General features: G+C 36.2%; 24 protein-coding genes. 14 read left to right on the forward strand and 10 right to left on the reverse strand.

From position 1 onward, the window contains the following. Positions 1 to 67 precede the first annotated feature (67 nt). From WC644_03280 to WC644_03290, 3 genes are all read right to left on the reverse strand, one after another. Complete coding sequence (locus WC644_03280) at positions 68 to 514, reverse strand: isoprenylcysteine carboxylmethyltransferase family protein (protein ID MFA5010955.1); 447 nt, start codon at positions 512 to 514, stop codon at positions 68 to 70. Beyond that, complete coding sequence (locus WC644_03285; GenBank protein ID MFA5010956.1) at positions 514 to 1,548, reverse strand: nitroreductase family protein; 1,035 nt, start codon at positions 1,546 to 1,548, stop codon at positions 514 to 516. The genes WC644_03280 and WC644_03285 overlap by 1 nt, the downstream gene beginning before the upstream one ends. A 126-nt stretch (positions 1,549 to 1,674) precedes the next feature. Next, positions 1,675 to 4,035, reverse strand: coding sequence for a DNA internalization-related competence protein ComEC/Rec2 (locus WC644_03290; GenBank protein ID MFA5010957.1), 2,361 nt, complete (start codon positions 4,033 to 4,035; stop codon positions 1,675 to 1,677). Between the two features lie 562 nt (positions 4,036 to 4,597). Between WC644_03290 and WC644_03295 the strand changes: the two genes are divergently transcribed. From WC644_03295 to htpX, 8 genes are all read left to right on the forward strand, one after another. After that, complete coding sequence (locus WC644_03295; GenBank protein MFA5010958.1) at positions 4,598 to 4,954, forward strand: 4Fe-4S dicluster domain-containing protein; 357 nt, start codon at positions 4,598 to 4,600, stop codon at positions 4,952 to 4,954. A gap of 48 nt (positions 4,955 to 5,002) precedes the next feature. Beyond that, positions 5,003 to 6,073, forward strand: a complete 1,071-nt coding sequence (locus tag WC644_03300) for a 3-methyl-2-oxobutanoate dehydrogenase subunit VorB (GenBank protein MFA5010959.1) — start codon at positions 5,003 to 5,005, stop codon at positions 6,071 to 6,073. Between the two features lie 29 nt (positions 6,074 to 6,102). After that, positions 6,103 to 6,921 (forward strand): thiamine pyrophosphate-dependent enzyme, encoded by an 819-nt coding sequence (locus tag WC644_03305; protein MFA5010960.1) that lies wholly within the window; start codon positions 6,103 to 6,105, stop codon positions 6,919 to 6,921. A gap of 16 nt (positions 6,922 to 6,937) precedes the next feature. After that, positions 6,938 to 7,483, forward strand: a complete 546-nt coding sequence (locus WC644_03310; GenBank protein ID MFA5010961.1) for a 2-oxoacid:acceptor oxidoreductase family protein — start codon at positions 6,938 to 6,940, stop codon at positions 7,481 to 7,483. Positions 7,484 to 7,512: 29 nt separating this feature from the next. After that, positions 7,513 to 8,583: a branched-chain amino acid aminotransferase gene (locus tag WC644_03315; GenBank protein MFA5010962.1), complete on the forward strand. Its 1,071-nt coding sequence runs from the start codon at positions 7,513 to 7,515 to the stop codon at positions 8,581 to 8,583. A 72-nt stretch (positions 8,584 to 8,655) separates the two neighbouring features. Further along, positions 8,656 to 9,441: an alpha/beta fold hydrolase gene (locus tag WC644_03320; protein MFA5010963.1), complete on the forward strand. Its 786-nt coding sequence runs from the start codon at positions 8,656 to 8,658 to the stop codon at positions 9,439 to 9,441. Between the two features lie 2 nt (positions 9,442 to 9,443). Further along, on the forward strand, positions 9,444 to 9,605 hold the full coding sequence (locus tag WC644_03325; protein MFA5010964.1) for a hypothetical protein: 162 nt from the start codon (positions 9,444 to 9,446) through the stop codon (positions 9,603 to 9,605). 50 nt (positions 9,606 to 9,655) lie between these two features. After that, the gene (gene htpX / locus WC644_03330) at positions 9,656 to 10,528 is read left to right on the forward strand and encodes a protease HtpX (GenBank protein MFA5010965.1); all 873 of its coding nucleotides are present in this window, start codon (positions 9,656 to 9,658) and stop codon (positions 10,526 to 10,528) included. Between the two features lie 2 nt (positions 10,529 to 10,530). Here htpX and rlmB read toward each other — a convergent pair whose 3' ends face one another. The 4 genes from rlmB to nrfH form a co-directional block, all read right to left on the reverse strand. Next, positions 10,531 to 11,280 carry a 23S rRNA (guanosine(2251)-2'-O)-methyltransferase RlmB gene (gene rlmB / locus WC644_03335; GenBank protein ID MFA5010966.1) on the reverse strand — a complete coding sequence of 250 codons (750 nt, stop codon included), beginning with the start codon at positions 11,278 to 11,280 and terminating at the stop codon, positions 10,531 to 10,533. A 12-nt stretch (positions 11,281 to 11,292) separates the two neighbouring features. Further along, positions 11,293 to 12,348, reverse strand: a complete 1,056-nt coding sequence (locus WC644_03340; GenBank protein ID MFA5010967.1) for a hypothetical protein — start codon at positions 12,346 to 12,348, stop codon at positions 11,293 to 11,295. A gap of 67 nt (positions 12,349 to 12,415) precedes the next feature. Beyond that, on the reverse strand, positions 12,416 to 13,891 hold the full coding sequence (nrfA, locus tag WC644_03345) for an ammonia-forming cytochrome c nitrite reductase (protein MFA5010968.1): 1,476 nt from the start codon (positions 13,889 to 13,891) through the stop codon (positions 12,416 to 12,418). A 19-nt stretch (positions 13,892 to 13,910) separates the two neighbouring features. Further along, a complete protein-coding gene (gene nrfH, locus WC644_03350; protein ID MFA5010969.1) occupies positions 13,911 to 14,519 on the reverse strand; it encodes a cytochrome c nitrite reductase small subunit in 609 nt (202 codons plus the stop codon). Between the two features lie 132 nt (positions 14,520 to 14,651). Here nrfH and rsmI point away from each other — a divergent pair, with 132 nt between their 5' ends. The 3 genes from rsmI to WC644_03365 are packed head-to-tail and all read left to right on the forward strand — an operon-like array spanning position 14,652 to position 18,581. Then, positions 14,652 to 15,377: a 16S rRNA (cytidine(1402)-2'-O)-methyltransferase gene (rsmI, locus tag WC644_03355; GenBank protein MFA5010970.1), complete on the forward strand. Its 726-nt coding sequence runs from the start codon at positions 14,652 to 14,654 to the stop codon at positions 15,375 to 15,377. A 13-nt stretch (positions 15,378 to 15,390) separates the two neighbouring features. Further along, complete coding sequence (gene gltX / locus WC644_03360; protein ID MFA5010971.1) at positions 15,391 to 16,848, forward strand: glutamate--tRNA ligase; 1,458 nt, start codon at positions 15,391 to 15,393, stop codon at positions 16,846 to 16,848. 59 nt (positions 16,849 to 16,907) lie between these two features. After that, on the forward strand, positions 16,908 to 18,581 hold the full coding sequence (locus tag WC644_03365) for a glutamine--tRNA ligase/YqeY domain fusion protein (protein ID MFA5010972.1): 1,674 nt from the start codon (positions 16,908 to 16,910) through the stop codon (positions 18,579 to 18,581). A 195-nt stretch (positions 18,582 to 18,776) separates the two neighbouring features. Here WC644_03365 and WC644_03370 read toward each other — a convergent pair whose 3' ends face one another. From WC644_03370 to WC644_03380, 3 genes are read right to left on the reverse strand one after another with little or no spacing between them, the layout of a single operon-like run. Then, the gene (locus WC644_03370; GenBank protein ID MFA5010973.1) at positions 18,777 to 19,064 is read right to left on the reverse strand and encodes an HU family DNA-binding protein; all 288 of its coding nucleotides are present in this window, start codon (positions 19,062 to 19,064) and stop codon (positions 18,777 to 18,779) included. A gap of 6 nt (positions 19,065 to 19,070) precedes the next feature. Then, positions 19,071 to 20,021, reverse strand: coding sequence for a signal peptide peptidase SppA (sppA, locus tag WC644_03375; GenBank protein MFA5010974.1), 951 nt, complete (start codon positions 20,019 to 20,021; stop codon positions 19,071 to 19,073). A 6-nt stretch (positions 20,022 to 20,027) separates the two neighbouring features. After that, positions 20,028 to 20,960 carry a tetratricopeptide repeat protein gene (locus WC644_03380; GenBank protein MFA5010975.1) on the reverse strand — a complete coding sequence of 311 codons (933 nt, stop codon included), beginning with the start codon at positions 20,958 to 20,960 and terminating at the stop codon, positions 20,028 to 20,030. A gap of 626 nt (positions 20,961 to 21,586) precedes the next feature. Between WC644_03380 and WC644_03385 the strand changes: the two genes are divergently transcribed. The 3 genes from WC644_03385 to WC644_03395 all read left to right on the forward strand — a co-directional run bounded on the left by WC644_03385 (position 21,587) and on the right by WC644_03395 (position 24,017). Beyond that, entirely contained in the window at positions 21,587 to 22,150 is a 564-nt protein-coding gene (locus WC644_03385) for a YdeI/OmpD-associated family protein (protein MFA5010976.1), read from the forward strand. Positions 22,151 to 22,370: 220 nt separating this feature from the next. Further along, positions 22,371 to 23,438 carry a ribosome small subunit-dependent GTPase A gene (gene rsgA, locus WC644_03390; GenBank protein ID MFA5010977.1) on the forward strand — a complete coding sequence of 356 codons (1,068 nt, stop codon included), beginning with the start codon at positions 22,371 to 22,373 and terminating at the stop codon, positions 23,436 to 23,438. Positions 23,439 to 23,588: 150 nt separating this feature from the next. Beyond that, a complete protein-coding gene (locus WC644_03395; protein MFA5010978.1) occupies positions 23,589 to 24,017 on the forward strand; it encodes a T9SS type A sorting domain-containing protein in 429 nt (142 codons plus the stop codon). Positions 24,018 to 24,082 lie beyond the last annotated feature (65 nt).

Here is a 24,082-nt window from a genome sequence, read left to right on the forward strand (position 1 = left end):
CAATTATTATTTAGTTAATTTTAAAACAGAATAAAATTAATGAAAATTCCTGTACATTAAGATTTAATCAATAAATAAACGGTATGAGCCGTTTTGTGGTATTAACATAATCTGAGTATTCAGGAAATTTAGCATGAAGCATTTTCTCCTCATATTCAAGTTTCATAATAAAATTGATTAGCAAAATAACATATACTGCAGTTTTGAAAAGTGAAAAATCATCGATTATAAAACATATTGTAATTCCAAGTACTGATGTGTACATTGGATGTCTCACGTGTTTATACGGACCTGTTATAATAAGATTTGAATTCGGTGGAATATCCGGAGCGATGTTAATGTTGAACTTCATCGTGAATATAGCCCATATACCGATAAACAGAAAAAATAAAATTCCTATACCAATGAATATATTACGCGGATATAAATGTATGTCATAATATATTGCAATTAGGCAAGCAAACTGAACGAAAACAAATACAGCTGATTTGAATGAAGCAGGAACAAACTTCATCAATTCAATCTGATAACATCCTCTACATCTCGTCTCGGAGTCGACTGCACTTCTTTCCCGTACCCCATCCTCAATAGCAACTGCGGGTAATTGGGTGTATTAACTGTTTCTTTCAGTTTGACAAAAAGCTCTGGTACCTCAAGAGGCTGATTTAAATATGATGCCGCTATTCCAATAGAAGCTGCTTTAAGAAGGATTCTTTCAAGAGCCATTCCTGCTCTAAGCCAATCGAATGGCTTATCATTTTTTGTTTCCAAAAATCCAAGAACCGGCGAACCTTTAACGAGATTTCTGTCACGGCCTGCCTGTATATCTCCCCAGTTCAAGTTCCCTATAAAGAATGGGCTTCCGTATGATATCAGGTCTCCCATGCCGAATGCATACCCGGGTATCCCGTCTTTGCTGTTTGAACGGTTTGGATGAACCCACTGAGCAAGTTCTCTGCAGAAACTTTTATTCTGAGATTGAATCCTATCGCCTTGTTCTATTAATTTAATTATTTCTTCTCGCTGATTATTTTCTTCAACTATTGAAAACCTTACGTCGGGATCTTCTTTTGTAATTGTCATTAATCTTTGCCTTGTTATACCGTCAATAACATCATCCGCAAAAGGTAGTCTGTTTGTTCTTCTCTTTCTGATTGATTTAAATAGAGTTTTTTCGTCATCAGTCGGTTCATAATCTCTGGTTTTTATTGTTATCGATGCAAGCAGGTCATTGTCATGTTCAACCGGAAAAAGTTTTATTTCTGGCTCAAAGCCGAAATACTTCATTGCATAAATAAGATTTGTTAAAGCAGCGCCGCAACTTATTATTAATTCCTTATCGTCAGGATCGATAACAGGTAATGCTCTCGTTCTGTCAGCGTATAGATTCAGCGATTCCTCATGAACTTCAAATAACCAGGGTTGTGTGTTATGTCCTGAAGGTGCAAGTATTGCATACCTTATAAAGAATTTGAATTTTTCCTTGATACTTCCAAATGATGGAAAATGATCTTCCGAAACTGTCCATGCAACTAAATTATTGCGCATCTTTTAAATCTCCTGATTAGTGTTTATAATTAAAACAATATAATTAATTCTTATAATAAATTTAATAGTTAAAATCGGTTCTGTTTTTGATTTGTTGTTTTGATTTTCATTCATCAGTCTTTGCTATTACTCCACTTTTATACTATAACCGTCAGTAAATAAAATTATTGCACCTTGCTCATCTGTTCTGTACACCTCTGATTTATATCTTTTTAATCGCTTTAGTACTTCATAAGCTGGCAGGTTTCTGCCTTCAGTACCCGATGTAGAAATTACTGAAACGGAAGGTAGTACTGATTGTAAAAACTCTTCAGAAGTAGATTTTATGCTTCCGTATTTTGCGACTTTTAAAACATCTGATTTGAGTTCGCTGCCTGACACTTTAACAGCGTTTAATTCATCAAGCTTTTCAGCTTTTCCCGGAAACAAAAAGCTCTTTTTCCCGAAGTATATTTTTATCATTGTGTTGCCGGAAATCGTATCAATCTTTAGACATTTAATCTTTAACCCGCCATAACCGTTTATTTCGTCAATACTCTTAAGCTCATCGACCTGTATCTTGTTATCAATTATAAGTTTTTCCGTATTACCGCTTATTTCATTTTTATCTGTCAACAGTATTTTGTTAACATTAAAGTTTTCAATTATTTTGTTCAATGATTTGTAATTTCTTCCTAAACGTGATGTTAATATTACAAGATCTAAATAATGTACAGATTTTCTCTTCAAGTAAGGAATTATTCTTCCCGTCGTGGAGGCATTATATTGATTCTCTATACCTATATCAATTAATATATTACTGCCGTCAGGTGTTTCAAGATGCGTGCAGTCGGAATTTCCTAATGCTAAATAAGTTATTTCGAGTCCGTTTTCTTTCATCCCTGATATAATAAAAAAAGCAGTAATAACAAAAACTATCGATACGACGATATATTTAAAATTTGATTTATTCATTAATAGAATGAGTAGAAATATCATATAAAACGTGACAAGCATGGAAAGTGTTATTCCGTAGAAATCATAGCTTGAAAAGGGGAGGTTAGCTGCCCATTTTATAAATGCAATCTCGTAGTGCAAAAGCAAATAATTAACTTCAGCTATAAGTCCGCCGAGGAAATTCGAAAACACACTGAAAATTATTTGTAAGAATCCTAAAGCAAGAGATAGGTTTGATAATGGAATCGCAATTAGATTAGTAAAAATACCCGCAATAGAAATTTTCCCGAAATACTTCAGGGTTATTGGTAATACCCCTATCTGAGCGGCTATTGTTGTTAAGAAAGTAATGTAAACATAATAGAATACTTTGCGCCAGTCTCTGTTCCAATGATTAATCCTCTTGCCAACAACCAGATTAATTCTATCAAATATAATAACTATTGAAAGAACTGCGCTGTAGGATAATATGAAACCCGAATCAAATAGCTGCTTTGAATCAAACAGAAGAATTATTAACGCTGAGATACCTATTACATTATAAAAATTTATTTTCCGTTGCACTTTTAAATTAATCAACATCACTGAACCCATTATAACCGCACGTACTATTGACGCAGCGGCTCCCGTAAAAAACATATAAAAAACCAAAGCTGCTATCATTAAATAAATCTTTATGTTGAATGGCACCCTCAATAGTGAAAAAACAACTGTTAGAAAAATAATTATATAAGCAACGTTTAGCCCCGAGACCGCTATCAAATGCATTACACCTGCTTTTACGAAATCCTCTTTCAGTTCTTTTGAAAAATCCGATCTGTAACCCGTTACGAGTCCGTTCAGAAATGCAGCTTCCTCACCACCGATACTTTTGTTAATGTTTTCAATAGCATATTTTCTCGAAGGATAAATAATATTTTGTTCAAAGAAGTTTAAGTTGTTTTTCGAAAGAACTTCTGAATCGCTCCAGTAACTTACCTTGAAGGTCTTTTGAATGTCGTTGAGTGCAAGATATTCCCTATAATTAAACTCACCGGGATTAATCTCATCAGGTGCATCCCGTAATGAACCGAACAGTATTACTCTATCGCCCGCAGCAACAACCGGTATTGTATCCGTGTGACTTAATATCTTTGTTTGTCTAATTAGTACCAGGACTCTGCCTTCAACTTTCAGTGTATCATTTCCTGAGATTAATTCTGATGCATCAATCGTAAACCTCACCCTCTTTTCCGAATATTCAGGCAAATTATCTATCGTACCTACCAGATAAATTCCTGAAATACTATTCCTGAAGTAATTTATTGATTTATCCGACGAAATTTTAAAATCGATATTCGATTTTATTAATCCGGAAAGTATTATTATTGATGAAAGAACACAAATTTTTATTATCGGGTATTTATTATTTAAGTATAAATAAGCAGTTATAAAAATCAGAAGTATAGGAATCGTGATAAAATAACCCGGCGAGAAGTATTTTCCTGCGAGTATTCCAACCGAAAATACTACTGCCAGTTTAAATGCAGGCGCTGTATTTATTTTCTTCATCAGATGAGTGAAATGTGTAAAGATTATGTTTTTTTAAAGTGGTTTCAAGTCAGTTTGAAATATAAATTCTATTCCAATTTTAAATCGTAGATTCAAAAAAATATGAAAACAATGTGAATATACACAATTTTTTCGTTTCATATTGAATAGATTATTTATAAGTTATATCTGTTATTCTTATGACATATTTGTGTAAAAAAAGGTTTTTATGAAGGGCTTTATGAAAAGCAAACAAGCCGTAACTTACTATAATAACAATACTTTATTTTAACATCCCATTAACTTTCCATAAACATCCCATTCTCTTTGGTTACAAGCCGGTAGTTAACAGGTAACAAAAGGGGTATTAAATACTATTTATTGGCATATAATCAAAAGCGTTGCTTCCGGTTAGTATGATTTTACAAAAATTTTCATATGTATCAACTCGTTTTTTGTAATTCTGTTATATAAAATATTTTATAAGAAGATATTTAATTATAACTTTAATTTTATGTTTATTTTGAATAGTTTTGTAGTACTATATCTTTTCCCTAAATACAATAAATTTAAATAACTTGATATGACTGAGAATACGAAAACACAAGCGAAAAAACCCCGCAAAGTTAAAGGCAAGACTATAGTTGACATCCAGAAATGTAAAGGTTGTGAACTATGTACTGTGGCCTGTAATGAAGGCGGTATTGAAATGTCAAAGAATATTAACAATTTCGGTTACAGGTACGCCGTTATCGTTGATGACCTTTGTACCGGTTGTACAAACTGTGCTGTCGTCTGTCCGGATGGTGCTATCACCATTTACAGAACTTCAGGAAAGAAAAAGGAAAAAGTTGCTACTTTAACAAACATTAAAGAAGATACCAGAATTGTTTTGGATAATCCTTCAATGGATGACCTTAAAAAGATGGATTATCTTTAATTGAATAATTTTCTAAATTGATTTTTAACAGAGGAATAAAATAATTCTATGGAACAAAAAGAAGATATTAGATTAATGAAGGGAAACGAAGCTATGGCTGAAGCTGCTATTCAAGCAAGGATGGATGCGTACTTCGGTTATCCTATTACACCACAGTCTGAAGTTCTTGAGTACCTTACCCGTGAACTACCTAACAGGGAACATGGTATTGCACTTCAGGCTGAAAGTGAAGTTGCTGCTATTAATATGGTCTACGGTGCTGCAGGCGCTGGTAAAAGAGTCTGGACTTCATCGTCCTCACCCGGCTGGTCGCTCATGCAGGAAGGTGTTTCCTACATCGCTTCGGCTCAGCTTCCGTGCCTTCTCGTAAACGTCAACCGGGGTGGTCCGGGTCTCGGAACTATTCAGCCGTCACAGGGGGATTATTTCCAGGCAACCAAAGGCGGGGGACATGGTGATTATCACCTAATAGTCCTAGCTCCGAATTCAGTTCAGGAAATGGCGGACTTTGTGTTTCTCGGTTTTGAACTTGCTGATAAATACCGTAATCCTGTACTAATGCTCTCAGACGGCGCTATTGGACAGATGATGGAAAGAGTAGTGTTTAAAAAACGTGAATTAAAACAAATTGATAAACCCTGGGCTGCAACAGGTAAAACAAAAGACAGGGAAAGAAATATTATTACATCTCTTTTTATTCAGCCGGAAAAAATGGAACAGGTGAATCTTACTCTCATGGCAAAATATGCTGAAGTGGAGAAGAATGAAGTCCGTTATGAAGAAATTATGACTGATGATGCCGAATACCTTATCGTTGCCTACGGTCTATCTGCAAGAATAAGTCATAAAGTCGTTATTCTCGCAAGGGAAAAAGGTCTGAAACTCGGTCTTTTAAGGCCCATTACCCTTTGGCCGTTCCCGGCTCTGCCGATTGCAAAACTCGCCGATCAGGTTAAAGGTATGATGACACTCGAACTCAATGCCGGACAGATGGTTGATGATGTACGCCTCGCTGTAAATGGTAAAGTAAAGGTTAGTCACTACGGCAGAATGGGCGGTATTATTCCAAGCCCGGAAGAAGTTCTGGAAAAATTTGAGGAATTTATTAAAACTCTTTAAGAATTTAAAAGAAAATTAAGGTTTATAATATGGAAAATTACGAAATCATTCATCCGCAGTGCATAGTTGATGGAGACGATGTTTACGACCTCATCTATGATAAAACGGTAGTTATGACAGATACCCGTCTTCACTACTGCCCTGGTTGCGGTCACAGTACAACGCATAAGATCCTTGCAGAAGTTATCGAAGAGCTCGGAATTACAGAAAACGTTATCGGTGTTGCACCTGTAGGATGCTCGGTCTTCGCTTACAACTACGTGGATATAGATTGGCAGGAAGCTGCTCACGGTAGAGCTTCAGCTGCCGCTACAGGCATTAAAAGATGCCATCCGGATAAATATGTTTTCACTTACCAGGGCGATGGAGATCTCGCAGCTATTGGTACTGGTGAAACTATTCATTCAATAAACCGCGGCGAAAACATAATGATTATATTCATTAACAATGGCGTTTACGGAATGACCAGCGGGCAAATGGCGCCTACTTCTCTTGAAGGTATGAAAACAACCACATCACCATACGGCAGAGATGTGCGTACAATGGGTTCTCCTATTAAAATGTCAGAACTCATCGCTCCGCTTCCCGGTGCTTTCTACGTCACAAGACAAGCTGTTAATCATCCGGGTGCTGTTAGGAAAGCAAAAAAAGCTATCATGAACGGATTCAAATACCAGAAACTGAATAAAGGTGTCAGTTTTATTGAAATAGTCTCTAACTGTCCGTCAAACTGGAAATTGACTCCGCTTCAGTCGAACGAGTATGTTGATACTCACATGCTAAAATACTATCCTCTTGGCGATATTAAATTACCGTCTAAAGAAGATCTTGCTAACTTAAAAGACTAAGAAGGAATAAAATTATATGTTAAACGAAGAAATTATAATCGCAGGTTTTGGAGGGCAGGGAGTTCTCTCTATGGGTCAAACTCTCTGTTATGCTGCCATGGTCGAAGGGAAAAATGTTTCTTGGATGCCTTCATACGGTCCAGAAATGAGAGGCGGTACCGCTAATTGTATCACAATCGTTTCCGATACAACTATCAGCTCGCCAATAGTCTCAAGATTCGATACGGGTATTCTTTTGAACCAACCCTCAATGGATAAATTCGAAAGCAAAATTAAACCGAATGGTATTATTGTCTATGAATCTACTAATATTCTCCATGCATCCGAACGTAAAGATATCGGTGTCTATGCTATTGCAGCAGCTGACGAGGCTAATAAACTCAATAACGTTAGAATAGCTAACATGATTCTTCTCGGAGCTTTTCTGCAGAAGAAACCAATTGTGTCTATCGATGGTATTATGGAAGCTCTCAAAAAAGTATTACCGGAAAGGTATCATAACCTGCTTCCGGTTAATAGAAAAGCTCTTGAAGTAGGAGCAGAAATAATGAGCAAAATGTAATCTTCAAAATAAACTTAAAGGAGATACGGATGAATTTTAAAGTTAAAAAGAATCCGGAAACACGGATTAAAAATATTGACTGGAATAATCTGAGATTTGGAGTATATTTCTCAGACCACGTTTTTATTTCTGTTTATAAAAACGGGAAGTGGGACGATGGAGCTATTGAGCCATATGGACTGTTGCCTTTTGAACCCGGGCTTTGCACTCTGCATTACGGACAGACAATATTTGAAGGTTTAAAAGCATTCAAATCTGTTAAAGACGGTGCTAATATCTTCAGACCTGATATGAATGTTAAAAGATTGAATCGTTCTGCTGGGATAGTTTGTATTCCTCCTTATGACGAAGAAAAGCTATTGGCAGGTATTCAAGAATTGGTTAAGATTGATTCTAAGTTTATTCCAAAAGAAAAAGGTCAATCTTTGTACATCAGGCCTGTTGTCTTTGGAAGCGGACATTTCCTCGGAGTAACTGCATCGGGAGAATATCATTTAATCGTAATGACCTCGCCCGTTGCTTCTTATTATGCCGCAGGATTAAATCCCGTTAAAATAATGGTTAGTACTGACTATGTTAGAGCGGTTCAGGGTGGTGTCGGTGCGGCTAAGACTGCTGCGAATTACGCCGCTTCATTGTATGCAGGCATGGATGCGCATAGAAAAGGTTATTCTCAGGTGCTTTGGCTCGACGGTGTCAACAGAAAAGATATAGATGAAGTCGGGGCAATGAACATTATGTTTGTTATTGATGACGAACTTATTACACCATCGTTGCAAAAAAATACTGTTCTCGCTGGAGTAACACGAGACTCCGTTCTAACCCTTGCAAGGGAATGGGGTATGAAGGTAAGTGAAAGAAACATTTCTATTGACGAAGTTTCAGACGCTCATGCAAAAGGTAAAGTTCAGGAAGTCTTCGGAACAGGTACCGCAGCTGTTATTTCACCTGTTGGTTTATTGCATTACAAAGGAAAAGACATGGTATTTAATGACATGAAGATTGGACCCGTTGCTCAAAAATTCTATGATACAATTACCGGTATTCAGTACGGTGAGATTGAAGATACGCGCAACTGGATTAAACACGTTGATTTTTAAGTAGAAGTATAAATATATTATGTTTATTTTTAACCCGTGGCATATCCACGGGTTTTTTATTTATCATTCATCATGAAAAAACTATTATTATTATTACTTTTATTCTCATTCGCTGGCTGCAGTAAGGATATTAGTGAAGTTGAAAAGAAATCAGGTACGGTTATAGACACTTCAATAAAGAAAGAGAACATTGATGTTTCTACATCAGACGGAATAATGATTTCTGCTAATTATTTATACAAATCAGACAAAATTAAGCAGCCTCTGGTAATCCTTATTCATCAATACCGCTCCGATAAAAAGCAATGGTCGCAAAACTTTCTTGATTCCCTTTTAAATAAAGGTTACAAAGTACTGGCTTATGACATCAGAAGTCATGGCGAGTCAGGAAAAGCCGACGTTGATATTTCAGATCTGCTCTCGAATCCTGAACAGGCTCCCAAAGATATTGATGCAGTTATAAAGTGGGCAAAGTTTCAGATGTCAATTGATTCAAACAGAATAGCGGTTGTTGGTACCTCAATCGGCGGTTCACTCGGTATTTATGCATGTATAAACAGCGGTGTTAAATCCGTTGTTTCTGTTTCAAGCGGGAAAAGTACCTTTGAAGCATTTACGGGATACGATGAAAGAAGAATGTCAATGGCTCGTCCGATACCAAGAATCAAAAATGTGATGTTCATCTGTGGAAACAAAGACAATAACGTTGCAGATGAGGAAAGGAGTATTTATGAGAATTATCTGGATGAACCTAAAGAACTTCAGGTTTTTGAATCCGAAAAGCACGGCAAATTTTTGATTGAAGAATTCCCGCAAATAAATGAACTTATTATTAACTGGTTAAGTAAAACACTTTAGCCATGGATGACTCTGGAATCTGGACAATGGTTATAATAATGTCAGTGGTTGTTTTATTCATAACTTTTCTTACATCAGTTACCGTATTTCATAAGAAATTTGTTGAAAAACCAATCGAGAGAATGGAAGACGAAAAAGATGAAGAAAAGAAAGATAAAACATAATATTGATAAACAGTTATATTATTATATCTGAAAATTAATATCCTTTTAATATGAACTCAACTATCAAAAGACTTTTCTTGTTTTTAGTTACTAACTTAATAGTTGTAATTACTATTGGTTTCATACTTAGCCTACTTGGGATAAGTGGTGAAGGAACAATCGGTCTAATGTTATTGTCATTCTTATGGGGAATGGGGGGTTCCTTTATATCATTGTTTATGAGTAAATGGCTCGCAAAAAGAGCTTATGGTATAAAGATTATTGACCCTCGGAATGTTTCAGGTACTGAGATTAGAATCTATGAAATGGTACGCAGGCTCGCTGAAAGAGAAAGCATTAATGTTCCTGAAGTTGGAATTTATGATTCATCCGAGCCAAACGCATTTGCAACGGGAGCAACTAAAAAATCTTCGATGGTGGCTTTCTCAACCGGGCTCATCAAAATGATGAATGAAAGCGAGTTAGAAGCAGTTGCTGGACACGAAATTGCTCATATCAGCAACGGTGATATGGTCACTCTGACATTACTCACGGGTATTGCTAACGCTTTTGTTATTTTTATGGCAAGAATTATTGCAAGTGCTATCGATCAGGCTCTGAGAGATGAAGACGGTGGAGGACTTGGTTTCTTAGCTTATTTTCTGATTGTATCTGTTCTTGAAACAGTATTAATGCTTCTTGCCTACATTCCAATATCCGCATTTTCAAGGCATAGAGAATATAAAGCAGACGAAGGTTCGGCAAAAATCACTTCAGCTTTAGCTATGGCAAATGCTCTAACGGTTCTTGGAAGTTATTCAGGGCAGCTTGATAAAAAGAATTCATACTCGATAGCAAAAATAGAATCAAGAAAACGTATTTCAATATTCAGTACTCATCCTTCTATCGAACAAAGAATAGAACGTCTAAAAGCAATGAGATAAAATCACTTGATATTCTTCTGCCTGAATATCTCATACATGAAAATGGCTGTAGAAACTGACGCATTAAGAGAGTTAAACCCTCCTGCCATGGGTATCCTTATTTGAACGTCGCAGTTGTTTTTTAAAGATACACGTATTCCCTTGCCTTCGCTTCCGACTATCAGGCACACAGCCTTGTTCAGCTTCGCCTCAAAAGTCGTCATTTCGGCATGTATGTCAGTTCCTACAATTGTAAATGCATTCTGCTTCAGTATTTTTATCACGTTGTTCAGGTTTGTTTCCATTGCAATCGGTATGTAATTCACCGCACCTGATGAAGTTTTTATAACTGTGTGGTTTACTTCTGCTGAATTGTGGCGCGGTATAATTATTCCGTCCGCTCCCAGACAAACTGCTGAACGTATGATCGCTCCGAAATTATGCGGATCGGTAATCTCATCAAGAATTATTAATAGGGGATTTACAACTTTTTCTATCCTACGAAGAAGCTCTTTCAATGGTGTGTATTCATAATCCTTCATGAACCCAATCATACCCTGTGAAATACCTTCCTTTTTGTCCTTCCGTTGAAAGTATTTCTCAAAGTCAAACTTGTGCAGCGATACTATGCTTACTCCGTTATCCTTCGCCAGCATCAGTATTTCCTTCATCCTGGGCTCTGGTTTCATGTTCTTCATGAAAATTATCTTAGTCAAATCCTTTGGATTCGACCTCAGCATTTCGAGTATCGGATTTTTACCAATTATTATCATATCATTGTTTGATTAATATTGATACCAGAGTGTAACTCTTCCTACTATATCATTAGGCCTTGAAATGTTTACACTGCTTTTATCTTTGTAAGTGTTTATCCATACATTAGGCATCACATGAAATGAATTGAATGGCAGGAAGTCTAATCCCGCTATGAAAAAGTTTTCTTTAAACCCAAGTGTGCCGTTGTTACTGTCAGGATCGAAATAATCGTATCTTGCAAATATATTGAGAGCTTCGGTTTTTTCAACATTATTCTTCTTCAATAAGTTGACTTTGGCACTGAGTGTGAATCCGATAGGATTCTGTGGTGCTGATAAATTTACCGATTTATTTCTGTTCTGAAAAAATGGTTCAAAAACAAAAGTGTAGTCTTTATTCTTAAAAGCCAATACACTCTTTGCAGTAATCCTGTATTGTTCACTGTAATTATTCTGATAATCAAAATACACCTCGGCAACAAAATCTCCTAAGAATTTTGCAAATATGGAGCCGTAAAACTTAGGGAATTTTGAGACTTCAGCACTCGAACCTTTTCCATTACCAAACATTACAGTATATCCATACTTTCCTTCTTTGTCAAATTTTCCTTTAAGCATAGCACCTATTTCAAGGGCAGTTCCTATACGGTTCTTATCGGCTATTGTCTTATCAAGACTCCTGTATCCGTACATGTTTTCAGACATACCCCATACAAATGTCGGTGCAGGCATTAATCCGAAAATAATACTCGAATTTGGTACTACATCCTTCCACTCAAATTGTGCATCATATACCATGAAGCTGACTTTGTTATCTATCTTTGTTACATCATTTAATTCAATACCAAAGTTGCCCGTAAAGTTTTCATTAAACGAATGCTCATAGTGAAGTCTTGCTCTGCGTACGGTTACTCCTGTAGTTTTAGAATTATATGATGAATATTGGTTTGAAGAGCCTGAAGAATCTCCTTCAATCTTATAAAAATAATCCCCAAAAAGTACTCCGTTAAATTTTCCTTTTGGCTTATCTTGAGCGTATACACTTACTCCTATGACGAGAAAAACTATTAGAAAAAATCTTTTCAATTATTACTCCTTATTAATAAAAATCCCCTCTCGTTTGAAAGGGGATTACAAGTTTAATTATTTGTTTTTAATACCAGGCAATTTTATTGCCTTTTTCAATGGCTATCTTGTCCCATTGGGGAATTGTTTCATTTAAAAATATAGATTTCGCTTTATTTAAACTGTCCAAATTTAAACCGATGTATGTTTGTGCTTTTAGCTTCGTTGATATGTCGGGATATGCTATTGGTAATCCCACATTAAGCTTTGTTAGCAATATCGCTATTTGTGTTCTGGCTTCCTGTCCTTTTGATATTGAATTTCCAAGTACCCTTGCTGATTCAAGCGGAGCGTGGAATCCTGCTCCATGCGATGCTGCAATGTAATCCCATCTCCATTGTGCTTGTCTGATTAACTTCAATATCGGTTTCATTTGCTCTTCAGTCGCTCCTGCATCCCATGCATACTTTGCCTCAATGTGAGCTTTTGCAATTATATTCGTTGCTGTTTCTCCAAGTTCAAGAACCTTATCCTGCCTTTCATATACGTTATTCATTAGGGTCGTTTCGCTCTCCCTGTGACACACTTGACATGAGTTGGCAATGTTATTTAAAGGACTCTGTATATGATGATCTGTAAACTTTACTCCACCTTCACTTTTATAAGGCATGTGGCAGTCAGCACAAGAAAGCCCTCTTTGTGAATGAATACCCATTTTAAAGACTTCAAAATCAGGATGCTGCGCTTTTAACATCGGGGTTTTGCTAATCTGGTGTACCCAGTCAACATGCTCAACATTATCATAATATTTTTCCATGTCCTCTACTGTAAAACCATTATCCCAAGGGAATGTTAAATACTTTTCTTCTTTTCCTTTAAAATAATATTCAACGTGGCATTGTGCACAAACTAATGATCGCATTTCCTGATGAGTTGCATTGTTTATATCTTTGCCTTGTCTTTGAAATGCTTCAACCAGAGCCGGTCTTGAAATTTTTAAGTTCAATGTCTTATTATCATGACAGTCCTGACAGCCAATTGCATTAACAACCTCAGAACCAAGCTCTTTCCATGGTTTCTTGTAGTACTCTGATATTCCAAGCTGATTCATTAAACGAGGTACATCCGTGCTTTTACAAGTCCAGCATGTTGCAGGTTGAGGTACATCTGTCCGCAATGTATTTCTTATATCCTTAACTGCAAGATAGTGTCCTCGGCCTTGATTATAATCTCTTGAAAATGCATATCCTGCCCAAAGTATTACTAAATCAGGATATCTTTCGAGCATGTCAACTTTTGCAGAACCCCCGTGTTTGCTCGCAAAGGAAGTATCTAATGTTTGTACGTACGTCTCGTATTCACGAGGATAGTTCTCACCCCAGATTTCGTTCCTCGGTTCCCAATCTTTTATTGGTTTTACGTTTTGAATAATCAGGTTCGATTCTGTTCTTCTCTCTATAATTGAGCTCCCCAGTAACCCTACAAGAAACACAACCAATATAGTGGCTCCGTATAATATCCATCCGAGCCATGGCTTTTCTTTTATTTTTTCTGCAAGTTTCATAATCTTATATGTATTTTTATTATTTTGAATTATCTGTTTCGTTTATTAATGCTTTACTAAGCCATTCAGGAACTATAGGTGATAATCCCGGTACGCGTGCATACGGGAATGAAGACAAACTGCTTACTGTCCCATGCGGTACTTCCTGATGGCAGCTCCAGCAGACATCTTTATCTTCCGCAACTATATAAGTCTTGTTTCTTTGAGCGGAATGCATATACCCGAGTAATCCTTGATGACAACGTTCACAATTTTCTTGAACAACATCTCTTCCTGCGTCCTTTATCTTTATTACCTGAGGTTCAAGCCTGAATGTAAACATCGTCGTGTGGCGTAATCCGTCCTTTGCTTTAAACATGTATTTTCGAATGAAATTATCCTGAGGTACGTGGCAATCGTTGCAAGTTGCAACTCTTGAATGTGAACTGTGCCGCCACGAGGAATACTGAGGATACATTACATGGCAGTTTATACATGTTTCGGGTTTATCAGACAAATAAGATGTCCCGTTTGCTATGTGGAATGTAAGAAATCCAAGCCCTGTTAATAAACCGAGTGCTATTATTACCGGAACTTTCCAGTTATCAGGGGGTGATATTCTATTTATTGTGGTTTTTAATTTACTCATAAATATAAAAGACTAAAGAGTCCGATACAAATATAAAGCTATTATTAACAAAATAAAATCTATATAATGACGACAAAAATATACGCTCTCTAAATACATTTTTAATAAATTGAAGTATGCTTAAATTATAAAATGGAAACAATCGAAGATACTGACTGTTCTTTTAGAAATTATTTCCCTGATTATAAGATTGATAAAAATACTTTGTACGTAGTATCAACACCAATCGGAAATCTGGACGATATTTCATTGAGAGCTGTTTATGTTCTCAATAATGTTGATTTTATCGCATGCGAGGATACTCGGGTTGTTTCTGTTTTACTCAAAAAATATAATATATCAAACAGATTACTTAGTTATTACTCACAGGTAGAGGATAAGAAAACGGATTATCTAATGAATGAACTAAAATCCGGTAAATCTGTTGCTCTTGTCAGCGATTCGGGAACACCCGCTATTTCAGACCCGGGTAGTTCTATTATTTCTAAATGTATTGCTGCTGACATTAATGTTATTTCAATACCCGGAGCATCTGCATTTATTCATGCACTTGTATTATCAGGATTTGATAACAGGAAATTCTATTTTCAAGGATTCCTTCCGGTAAAAGGTAGGGAAAATATTTTGAAATCTCTCGCAGAGATTAAAATGCCGGTTATTATATACGAGTCAAAGTACAGAATAAAAAAAACTCTTTCTGAACTTAAAAATTATTTTCAGGGAAAGAACGTTTCGATCTCAAGAGAAATGACTAAAATTCATGAAACAACTTATAGGAATCGCCTTGACTTGATGGTAAAGGATTTATCACGCATCAAGGAAAAAGGTGAGTTTGTAATAGTAATTGATAATTCATAAATGTTAATAGTATATGATTAGTAAAGAAGTAAGAGTAAGGTATGCTCCGTCGCCAACAGGATATATACACATCGGCAACCTTAGGACAGCGTTGTATAACTACCTGTTTGCAAGGAATACCGGCGGTAAGTTCATTCTTAGAATTGAAGATACGGATCAGTCTCGTAAAGTCGAAGGTGCAGTCGACAATCTTATTAGTACTATTAAATGGGCAGGCTTGGATTATGATGAAGGTCCGTTTAAAGAGGGTGGACATGGTCCTTATTATCAATCGCAAAGACTTAGTATTTACAATGAACACATTAAGCAGCTTCTTGAAAAGAAAAAAGCATACTACTGCTTCTGCTCGGCGGAAAGATTAACAGCTCTTCGAGAAGAACAACAAAAGCAAAAACTAAATCAAACGAAGTATGATAAACACTGTCTGAGTTTGTCAGATAATGAAATCAGTAGCAAGTTGGCGAAAGGTATTCCTTATGTGATAAGGTTGAATGTTGAACCGGGCACAACAATAAAATTCTATGATTACATTCGTGAAAATGTGGAGTTTGTAAGTGATATTATTGATGACCAGATTTTGCTTAAATCTGATGGTTTTCCTACTTATCATCTCGCTAACGTTATTGACGATCATTTAATGAAGGTTACTCATGTAATACGCGGTGAAGAGTGGCTGCCTTCAACCCCAAAACATGTTCTTTTATACGAAGCATTCGGCTGGGAGACTCCTGTTTTTGCTCATTTGCCCTTGCTGTTAAATCCGGATAGGTCAAAACTAAGCAAACGTCAGGGTGATGTTGCAGTTGAAGATTATAGGCAGAAGGGATATCTCAAAGACGCTTTAATAAATTTTATTGCACTTCTTGGATGGACTGCCGGCGATGATAAGGAGTTCTACTATATTGATGAATTAATAAAAAGTTTTTCACTTGATAGGGTAAACAAATCGGGAGCTGTTTTTGATATTGAAAAACTAAACTGGCTCAACGCAGAGCATCTGAGAAAAAAATCTGATGAGGAACTTATTGCGATGCTAAGAGAAGATTTGAAAACATCAAAGTATTCAGATATGGATTATTTAGACGAGTATCTTGTTAAGGTAATCCATGCTATGAAGGAAAGGGTGTCGTTCATAAAGGAATTCTATGAAAAAGGATATTATTTCTTTGAAGAACCTTCCGAATATGAAGAAGCTGCTTTGAAGAAAAGATGGAAACCCGAATCGCCTGATATTTTGAGAAAATATTCTGAAAAGATTAGTCTGTACGAAAACCCCGTTAAAGAAAATTACGAGATTGCATTAAAGGAAACAGCAGCAGAAATGAATACCGGTAATGGGAATGTAATTCATCCTCTGAGGCTTGCAGTTTCGGGAACAGGCGGTGGTCCCGGAATATTTGATATACTCGATATTATTGGGAAGGAAAAAACTTTAAAACGAATTGAAAGGATTCTGGATACAATTAATTAATTTTTATTGTTAAGTTGTAAAACTTAATTTTATAGTATTTTTTAATCAATAAAATAATAATGGAAGAAAACACAAATACTCCTTCAAATTTTATTCGTGAGATTATTAACGAAGACCTAAAGGAAAATAAAAATAACGGTAAAGTACATACACGATTTCCGCCGGAACCCAACGGTTATCTGCACATCGGTCATGCGAAATCAATCTGCCTTAACTTTGGTATTGCACGCGATTACACAGGGCTTTGTAACCTGCGTTTTGACGATACAAACCCGGTAAAAGAAGATATAGAGTATGTTGATTCCATAATAGAGGATGTTAAGTGGCTTGGTTTTGATTGGGATGACAGAATGTACTATGCCTCGGATTATTTTAATAAGATGTATGAATTTGCCGTGCAAATGATAAATGACGGCAATGCTTATGTTGATTCCTCCACTCCCGGCGAGATTAAAAATCAGAAAGGTACACCAACCGAACCCGGAATTAATTCTCCTTTCAGAAACCGTTCCGTTGAGGAAAACCTTAGAATGTTTGAAGATATGAAAGCAGGGAAATATGAGGACGGTGAACATATTCTCAGAGCTAAAATCGATATGGCTTCTCCTAACATGCACATGCGCGACCCGGTTATATACAGAATTAAAAAAGCAACTCATCATAATACTGGTGATAAGTGGTGCATTTATCCTATGTACGATTATGCACATCCTATTTCCGATTGGATTGAAGGTATTACTCACTCACTATGTACCCTTGAGTTTGAAGTGCATCGACCTTTATATGATTGGTTCTTGCAGGTTCTTAAACTTGAGAATCTTCCGCGTCAGATTGAATTTGCAAGATTAAACCTCTCTTACACTGTAATGAGCAAACGCAAACTTCTTGAACTCGTTCAGGAAAATCGTGTATCGGGCTGGGACGACCCAAGAATGCCGACTATATGCGGCTTACGAAGAAGAGGATATACACCTGTATCAATCAGGAATTTTGCGGATAAAATCGGAGTTGCGAAGCGTGACGCTTTAACAGATGTTGCACTCCTTGAACACAGTGTACGGGAAGACCTTAACAAACATGCTCCGCGTGTCATGGCAGTACTGAATCCTTTAAAAGTTGTAATTACTAACTATCCGGATGGACAAACAGAAGAGATGACTACAATAAATAATCCTGAAGATGAATCAATGGGCACAAGGATTATTCCGTTCTCAAAAGAAATCTATATTGAGCAGGAAGACTTTCAGGAGTTCCCTCATAAGAAATTTCACAGGCTTTATCCGGGTAATGAAGTAAGATTGAAATCAGCTTACATTATAAAATGCAATAATGTAATTAAGAATGATAAAGGAGATATTATCGAACTGCATTGCACTTATGACCCGGAAACGAAAAGCGGTTCAGGCAGCCCAAGAAGCGTTAAAGGTACTATTCACTGGGTGTCTATTAAGCACGCAATTAACGCAGAAGTCAGACTATATGACAGGTTGTTTACTGTTGAAGACCCCGCAGGCGATGAAGAAAAGGATTTCAGAGAATTCCTTAATCCTCATTCTTTGGATGTTATAAGTAATTGTTATATTGAACCTGAACTCGCAAAAGCTAAAGCAGGGGATAAGTATCAGTTTACTCGATTGGGATATTTTTGTGTTGATCCTTTGTCTACAATTGAAAGACTCGTTTTCAATAGAACTGTTCCATTAAAAGATTCCTGGTCAAAGGTAGGTAAGTAATTATTTAATTTTAAATACTCAAACCCTGAGCCGGTTGACTCAGGGTTTTATATTTAATTTAGATTAAAATACTAATTTATCTTATTCTCTTTTTGTGTCTGTTCTTTCTTAATCTTTTCTTCCTCTTATGAGTAGACATTTTTGCCCTTTTCCTCTTTTTACCGCAAGGCATTAAATTTTGCTCCTTTCATTTTATTATTTTGTTAAACTTTCTTGTACGATTGTTTTAAACTCTTTAGATACCTTAAACTTTGGTATAAACCTTTTTCCAAGTTGAATCGTTTCACCGGTCTTAGGATTCCTTGCCTTCATTGGTTCGCGAACAACATTTTTAAAAGTACCAAATCCGCGGATCTCAACGCTCTCATTCTTACTAAGACTGTCAATCACAACACTAATGAATCCTTCAATAACTATTTCTGCTTCTTTCTTGCTGATACCGGTTGCATCCGAAATCTTTGAAGCTATCTGAGCTCTTGTCATATTCGGTTACCTTTCGAATTTATATTGCAAAACAGGTTTATTAAGGAATTCGTTATAAACTTCTTCCTTTAATATTTTAATCTGATTGTTTGTAGTGTTTTCAATTATATAATCGAAAATATTCATGCGGCGCTTTTCTTTCACTATTGCCGGCTCTCCTTCTATCTTTGCAATCTCTCCGGCTATTCTGATGGCATCTTCATACGTACCAATCGAATCTACAAGCCTTAAATCTTTTGCCTGTCTTCCCGTATAGACTCTTCCGCTTGCTATACTGCGAAGTTCTTCTTTATCAATCTTTCTTTCTTTTGAGACTACATCAAGAAATTGTTCATAGCTGTCGTCAACTATTTCCTGAAAATACTCTCTGTCTTTTTCATTTACATCTCTTAATGGATTGCCGGAATCTTTCAAATCGCCGCTCTTATACGTAACATCCTTAATACCAATCTTATCCGCAAGTTCTTTAAAGTTAGCAATAGAGATAATTACTCCTATGCTGCCGGTTAAAGACCCGGGATTTGAAACAATTAAGCTCCCGCCGCATGCGACATAATATCCGCCGCTTGCTGCTATTGATCCGAATGAAACAATAACCGGCTTTCCCGATTCTCTTGTCTTCTTTACTTCTTCGTACATTTCCTGTGAGGCAGCTACTCCGCCTCCGGGTGAATTTACGTGAAGTACAATCGCCTTAATGCTCTTATCTTCGCGGTATTTCTTGAACTGCCGGACAATAGGCGCTGAGTCAATTATCGTAAAGTCAAGCTCAACGACAGCAATCTTTTCTCTTCCTGAACGGATTTCTTCGTATTCAAAATTCTTGTCGCTTGTCTTTACGAGTGCCATCGAAAATATTATTATCGATGTTCCCGTGAATATCAAAGCAATTACTAAAATGCTTATGAATATTCCCCAGAACCAACGCGCTCCGCTTTTACTGTTGCCGTTACTCATTATGGATTATTGCAGTGCGTTTTTCTTTTGTTGAGCCTCATCCGATTTAGCCTCGTCACCTAATGCATCGTATGCATTCACTAATATCTCGTAAGTGTCCTTGAGTAAATCTTTGTTCTTTGACGTTGCGGTCACCTGTTCCATATACTTAACACATTCTTTAAGCTGCGGCTCATATTCTGATTTAGGTTTGTTATCTGTAGCTTTTTTTACTGCCATCTGATAGTTGGCAAACCCACAGTTGAATAGTGAACTTTCGTAATATACGTTGTCCTTTGGAAGATAAGGTATGGTGATAACTTTCTGAAATACTGACAAAGCTTTCTCGTAATCTTCCGCTTGTCTCAGCTTTAAGCCGTTCTGATACATAAGTTTTCCAATCTGTATCGCATCTTCTTTACTTTTTGATTTGTCAAGTATGCTTTGATATATATTGAGTGCTTTATCGGTTTCACCCATGTAATTATATGAATCTGCCATTAACTGGAATGCAGATATACTGTCAGGAATAATACCGGTTGCTGCAGTTAATGATTTAATCGCTTCCTTGAAATGATTATTTGCTATCTCAGTATTTTTCTTGCCGAGTTCCTTAGTACCGCTGTTAAAAGAATTAATACCCGCATTATACTTGTCAATCCAGTAATTTTTAATCAGGTTGTTGTAATCCGCAGATAGCGAAGTTGCTTGCTTGAAAGCATCCGCTCCTTCTTTAAAATTACCAAGTTCTGTTTGTGCATAACCAAGCATATACCATGCTTCGGCATCTGTTTTATCAATTGCAAGACCCTTTGTTAATTCAGCTGCTGCTTTTTCCCAGTTCTTTTGCTGGTAAGCAAGCTTGCCCGTTGTTGTTTCAGCCGGAGAACATCCTCCTAAATAAAATGACATTGCTCCAAGTAGTATAAAAGATACTATTAAAACTTTTAATGATTTCATAAAAATTTTGCTCCGAATAAATTTTTTGTTTTATTTAATGTCTATAAATATAAGCAAATTATGACACTTATTCAATTTAGAAAATATCTCTTTTTTGCTGTCCTGTGAAAGTGCGGATATTATCCATTATATTTTTGGGTTGCTATATATTAGTATTAGCAAGCACCCTGAGAGCTATACGATTTCTATACACTTTTAATATGAACTCTATATGATTTCTATATGATTTCTATATGAACTCTATATGATTTCTATATGAACTCTATATGATTTTAATATGAACTCTATATAATTTCTATATGAACTTTATATATTCTTTCTAAAACTCATTTTAACATCAAAAGTTGCCGATTACTCAACTGAGAAAGCATTCAATGATAGAATTTCAGGCTGCCGGAAATCAATTATCAAAATATGTAGATTCTTAAAACGCAAAAAGATTAAATAGTGCATTGAATTATTTAACGCCTTAATACTATGTTATAGGATGATAAGAACAATAGCTAAAAGAAAGAGAAGGGAAGCTTAAAAGTTCAAATGAACTTTGATATGTGCGGTACATGTTAGTTAAATATCACACTACATTTTTTAAATAGTCAAATTTTCTTTGAACCAATGCAATGATAATGACACCTGCATTCTTTAAAAATACGGGGGATTTCAGGAAGTGGCTGAAAGCAAACCATAAGAAAGAAACGGAACTGATTGTCGGCTTTTATAAAAAGGACAGCGGCAAGTATAATATGTCTTGGTCGGATGCTGTGGATGAAGCTCTTTGTTTCGGCTGGATTGATAGTACTCGCAGGTCTGTTGATTCCATTTCTTATTCTACCCGCTTCACACCGAGAAAGAAGACGAGTAATTGGAGTGCGATTAATATTGCTAAGGTGGAAGCATTGACGAAAGCTGGAAAGATGATGCCGGCAGGAATTGAAGCTTTTAAGAATCGTAAAGTAGAAAAGTCGAAAGTATATAGTTTTGAGAATAATACAAATCTTCTCAGCCCTGAACTTGAAAAGAGGTTTAAAACAAGGAAATCTTCTTATGAGTTCTTCCTTAAACAAGCACCTTCTTACAGGAAAATAGTTGTGCACTGGATTATGTCTGCTAAGAAAGAGGAAACAAGAATGGCAAGACTTGAAAAAGCGATTAAGCATAGCAAAGAGGGTAAGAGAGTGAGCTTTATGTAGATGGTTTTCGGCTAATTACAAAATTATCTCATACTATGCGAAATAAGTTTTACTGTAAGTTTGCTAAGTCAGTCAAGAAATATTCAATCCATTCAAATATGCAGATTACAAACCTTTGGCATTTTAAAAACAGGGGAAAGTTTTGCGTTGTTTAAAATTTTCATTGTAAACATTTTTGTATTATAAATATGAAATAAGTTAAAAAATTATTTTGAAAAATTTGGGATTAGAGGATTTGGGATTTAATGAGAATCTTAAAAGAATCAGAGCTGAAGAAAATGTTTCAGGCTTTGAAATCGGGAGAGTAATAGCAGAGCATAAGGAGAGGTATGTGGTTATGAATGATAAGGGTGTGGTTGACGCTGAGATTACGGGCAACATGCGTTTTAATGCTAACGACAGAGAAGATTATCCCGCCGTTGGTGATTGGGTCGCCGTGACAACTTATGATTCGGATTTTGCTGTTATTCATAAAATCCTTCCGAGATTTTCTATAATTAAAAGAAAGGCAGTTGGGCAGTTTGGGGGAATTCAGATTATTGCAGCGAATATTGATTTTGCATTCTTGGTTCTGGCAGTTGATAGGGATTTTAACCTTAACAGACTGGAAAGATACCTGACAATCTGCAACACATCAAATGTAAAGCCGGTTATAATTCTAAGCAAAATTGATTTAACTGATGAAAAAGGCTTGAATGAAATTCTGGAAAGTGTAAACGCACGCATTAAAGATGTTCCCTTGATTGCATTAAGCAATGAAACGAAAAGTGGATATGATGCATTAAATAAATTTATTGAAAAGGGGAAAACTTATTGTCTGCTTGGTTCTTCTGGAGTAGGTAAATCTACTTTGCTGAATAACCTTGCGGGAAAATCTGTTATGAAAACCGATGCGATCAGCGAGAGCACAAACAGAGGTAAGCACGTTACATCGCATAGGGAATTAATTATTCTTGAGAATGGTGGAATACTGATTGATAATCCCGGTATGAGGGAGGTGGGGATCGCAGACGCTGAATGCGGGCTGGAAATAACATTCGATAAAATCTATAAGCTCTCGGAAAACTGCAGGTTCAAAGATTGTACTCATAAGCAGGAGAAGGGCTGCGCTGTTCTTGAAGCTGTTGAAAATGGAGAACTGGATATAGATTCATACCAAAACTATCTGAAAATGGTTAAGGAAAAAGAATATTTTGAATCTACAGTTTCAGAAAGACGAATCAAAGAAAAACGTTTCGGGAAGATGTTGAAGAACTATTGGAAAACTAAAAAGAAGAATAACTTCTGAATTTACCGGTGATTTTATAAATATTCATATTTATTATTCAACAAATATCTGATTGACATGGTAACAGAGTAATATAAAAGGTCATTTTACAACACTTGCCAATTCTAATACTTGATTTTCTGACCTTAATGAAGGTAATCATATCTGGAAATGTACGAGGGTCTTTCCTGGACTAATCAAATAATACAAACGTCGAGTGGAATAAACTCAATTTTCTTTTCCAATCATACAACAGGATATTTGACAGTAGCAAATGAGATTTATAAAACGACAAACGGAGGAGTTGGAATAATCAACATTTCAACGGAAATACCAAATGAGTATAAACTTTTTCAAAACTACCCCAACCCATTCAATCCGAAAACAGTTATCCGTTTTCAGCTGCCCGTTGCAAGCGATGTATCTCTTAAGGTCTATGATGTGCAGGGACGCGAAGTGCAGACGCTTGTGAACGAAAGGATGCAGGCGGGAACATACGAAACAGCGTTTGACGGAAGCAATCTTTCAAGCGGTGTTTATTTTTGCAGAATTCAAGCAGGCGATTTTACAAGTGTAAAGCGTATGGTGCTAATCAAATAATTAGACGTTCACTGTTATTGACTACACATCTACAAAACAAGAATCCGCGAAATCATCCTCAGATT

Source organism: Ignavibacteria bacterium, assembly GCA_041649015.1.
Classification (GTDB): Bacteria; Bacteroidota; Ignavibacteria; order Tepidaquicellales; family Tepidaquicellaceae; genus CAIKZJ01.

Bases quoted from the DNA above. Each gene is read 5' to 3' on its own strand.
- WC644_03385 (MFA5010976.1), top strand. From the start codon at position 21,587: ATGACACCTGCATTCTTTAAAAATACGGGGGATTTCAGGAAGTGGCTG.
- nrfH (MFA5010969.1), bottom strand. From the start codon at position 14,519: ATGAGTAAATTAAAAACCACAATAAATAGAATATCACCCCCTGATAAC.
- sppA (MFA5010974.1), bottom strand. From the start codon at position 20,021: ATGAGTAACGGCAACAGTAAAAGCGGAGCGCGTTGGTTCTGGGGAATA.
- gltX (MFA5010971.1), top strand. From the start codon at position 15,391: ATGATTAGTAAAGAAGTAAGAGTAAGGTATGCTCCGTCGCCAACAGGA.
- WC644_03380 (MFA5010975.1), bottom strand. From the start codon at position 20,960: ATGAAATCATTAAAAGTTTTAATAGTATCTTTTATACTACTTGGAGCA.
- WC644_03285 (MFA5010956.1), bottom strand. From the start codon at position 1,548: ATGCGCAATAATTTAGTTGCATGGACAGTTTCGGAAGATCATTTTCCA.
- rsmI (MFA5010970.1), top strand. From the start codon at position 14,652: ATGGAAACAATCGAAGATACTGACTGTTCTTTTAGAAATTATTTCCCT.
- WC644_03315 (MFA5010962.1), top strand. From the start codon at position 7,513: ATGAATTTTAAAGTTAAAAAGAATCCGGAAACACGGATTAAAAATATT.
- htpX (MFA5010965.1), top strand. From the start codon at position 9,656: ATGAACTCAACTATCAAAAGACTTTTCTTGTTTTTAGTTACTAACTTA.
- rlmB (MFA5010966.1), bottom strand. From the start codon at position 11,280: ATGATAATAATTGGTAAAAATCCGATACTCGAAATGCTGAGGTCGAAT.
- WC644_03295 (MFA5010958.1), top strand. From the start codon at position 4,598: ATGACTGAGAATACGAAAACACAAGCGAAAAAACCCCGCAAAGTTAAA.
- WC644_03280 (MFA5010955.1), bottom strand. From the start codon at position 514: ATGAAGTTTGTTCCTGCTTCATTCAAATCAGCTGTATTTGTTTTCGTT.
- WC644_03300 (MFA5010959.1), top strand. From the start codon at position 5,003: ATGGAACAAAAAGAAGATATTAGATTAATGAAGGGAAACGAAGCTATG.
- WC644_03365 (MFA5010972.1), top strand. From the start codon at position 16,908: ATGGAAGAAAACACAAATACTCCTTCAAATTTTATTCGTGAGATTATT.
- WC644_03370 (MFA5010973.1), bottom strand. From the start codon at position 19,064: ATGACAAGAGCTCAGATAGCTTCAAAGATTTCGGATGCAACCGGTATC.
- WC644_03395 (MFA5010978.1), top strand. From the start codon at position 23,589: ATGTACGAGGGTCTTTCCTGGACTAATCAAATAATACAAACGTCGAGT.
- WC644_03305 (MFA5010960.1), top strand. From the start codon at position 6,103: ATGGAAAATTACGAAATCATTCATCCGCAGTGCATAGTTGATGGAGAC.
- WC644_03310 (MFA5010961.1), top strand. From the start codon at position 6,938: ATGTTAAACGAAGAAATTATAATCGCAGGTTTTGGAGGGCAGGGAGTT.
- nrfA (MFA5010968.1), bottom strand. From the start codon at position 13,891: ATGAAACTTGCAGAAAAAATAAAAGAAAAGCCATGGCTCGGATGGATA.
- WC644_03290 (MFA5010957.1), bottom strand. From the start codon at position 4,035: ATGAAGAAAATAAATACAGCGCCTGCATTTAAACTGGCAGTAGTATTT.
- WC644_03320 (MFA5010963.1), top strand. From the start codon at position 8,656: ATGAAAAAACTATTATTATTATTACTTTTATTCTCATTCGCTGGCTGC.
- WC644_03325 (MFA5010964.1), top strand. From the start codon at position 9,444: ATGGATGACTCTGGAATCTGGACAATGGTTATAATAATGTCAGTGGTT.